This window comes from Massilia sp. P2_C2, assembly GCF_056404615.1.
Genome location: NZ_JBFUDR010000535.1, coordinates 1 through 2,225 on the forward strand (window position 1 = coordinate 1; position 2,225 = coordinate 2,225).

2 protein-coding genes are annotated in these 2,225 nt (G+C 65.8%); both read left to right on the top strand.

Annotated features, from left to right (window positions below):
• Window positions 1-751: isocitrate lyase (gene aceA / locus AC1DYX_RS30530; RefSeq protein ID WP_477265881.1), on the top strand; the 751-nt coding region annotated here is incomplete at its 5' end.
• 262 nt (window positions 752-1,013) lie between these two features.
• Complete coding sequence (locus AC1DYX_RS30535) at window positions 1,014-2,168, top strand: 23S rRNA (adenine(2030)-N(6))-methyltransferase RlmJ (RefSeq protein WP_477265883.1); 1,155 nt, start codon at window positions 1,014-1,016, stop codon at window positions 2,166-2,168.
• The last annotated feature ends 57 nt before the right edge of the window (window positions 2,169-2,225 follow it).

Here is a 2,225-nt window from a genome sequence, read left to right on the forward strand (position 1 = left end):
GTCCGTCAAGAAATGCGGCCACATGGGCGGCAAGGTGCTCGTGCCGACGCGCGAAGCCGTCGAGAAGCTGACGGCGGCCCGTTTGGCGGCCGACGTGATGGGCACGCCGACGATCCTTGTGGCGCGCACGGATGCCGAGGCGGCCGACCTGCTGACGGCCGACGTCGACGCGAACGACAAGCCGTTTTGCACGGGCGAACGCACGGTCGAGGGCTTCTTCCGCGTCAAGCCGGGCGTCGACCAGGCCATCGCGCGCGGTCTGGCCTATGCGCCGTACGCCGACCTCGTGTGGTGCGAGACGGGCAAGCCGGACCTGGAATTCGCCAAACGCTTCGCCGATGCGATCCACGCGAAATTCCCGGGCAAGATGCTTGCGTATAACTGTTCGCCGTCGTTCAACTGGAAGAAGAACCTCGATGACGCGACGATCGCCAAGTTCCAGAAAGAACTGGGCGCGATGGGCTACAAGTTCCAGTTCATCACGCTGGCGGGCTTCCATGCGCTGAACTACAGCATGTTCAACCTGGCGCACGGCTATGCGCGCCGCGGCATGTCGGCTTTCGTCGAGATGCAGGAAGCGGAATTCGCCGCCGCCGACAAGGGCTTCACGGCCGTCAAGCACCAGCGCGAAGTGGGCACCGGCTACTTCGACGTCGTCACGCAGACGATCCAGCAGCACCAGAGCTCGACGACGGCGCTGCATGGCTCGACCGAGGACGAGCAGTTCTTCGACGCGCAGAAAGTGGCCTGACACATGTAAAACTTCCTCCACCCATCCTTGTGATGGTCAGCCGCAGTGGCCACAAGCCGCTGCGGCTTTTTTTATTGCTCGGCCGCTTTTGGGGCCGAGGCGTATCTTGGTGGATAATGTCGGTTGGCCCGCATCCGCGTTCGCACCGCAGGCACGCATCATTCAGATTGGAATCAACATGTTCAGCTACCGCCACGCCTTTCACGCTGGTAATCACGCCGATGTCCTGAAGCACTTCATTCAGGTTCAGTTGCACAAATACATGAACCAGAAAGACACGGCCTACACCTATATCGACACCCATGCCGGTGCCGGCGTGTACGCGCTCGACAGCGCGCAGGCGGTCAAGAGTGGCGAATACGTCGACGGCATCGCGCGCCTGTGGGAACGCGACGATCTGCCGCCGGCGCTGGCCGAGTACGTGGACGTCGTGCGCAAGCTGAACCCCAGCGGCAAGCTGCGCTGGTATCCCGGCTCGCCATGGGTGGCCGATGCCGAGGCGCGGCTGGAAGACCGGCTGCGCCTGTTCGAACTGCATCCGGCCGATACCAGGGTGCTCGCGGAAAACGTCCGCAAGCTGGAGGCGCATCATGCCGAGCAGGGCGAGCGGGCGCGCGGCCGCCGCATCCTCGTCGATCATGCGGACGGCTTCCACGGCCTGAAAGCCCTGTTGCCGCCGCCGTCGCGGCGCGCGCTGGTGCTCGTCGATCCGCCGTACGAGGTCAAGCTCGACTACAAGCACGTGCGCGATGCACTCGAGGAGGCGCTCAAGCGCTTTCCCGCCGGCATGTATGCGGTCTGGTATCCGGTGCTGCAACGCATGGAATCGCGCCAGTTCGCCGACCGCCTGAAGCGCCTGCCGGCCAAGGAGTGGCTGCATGTGACCTTGAGCGTTGCGGGTCCGCGTCCGGACGGCAACGGCCTGCACAGCAGCGGCATGTTCATCCTGAATCCGCCTTACACACTGGAAGCGATCCTGCGCGAGACGATGCCTTATCTCGTGCAGGTGCTCGGCCAGGACGCCGGCGCGACCTTCCGTATCGAAAAAGGTACGCAGGTGACGGGCGCGGTGGCGTCGCGCGGCGTTGCGCGCCAGCCGGTGGGCAATGCGCGCCGGGCCAGCCCGCTGTCCGGCGGTGGTAGCCTGCGCCTGCCGGGCCAGGCGTTCGACGACGGTACGCGCATGCGCACGGAAGGCGAGGGCGAACACGGCGGCGCGGCACGTGGACCGCGCACCCAGGGAGAGGGCCGCGATGCCGAGGCAGGCCGGGGCGCACGCAATGCGGGCGGGCCGCGCTCGGCCGGACCGCGCTCGGGCGGGCCGAGCACGCCCCATACGGGCGGTCGCGGCGCGCGCACGGACGCGGACGCGGCGGTAAAAGCAGCGCCGCGCGGCCCGTTCAAGCGCCGTCCCTGATCCGTTTTGGATCTAACGTTTCAGCCGAGCACATCTGTGTCTGAAACGATTTGATAC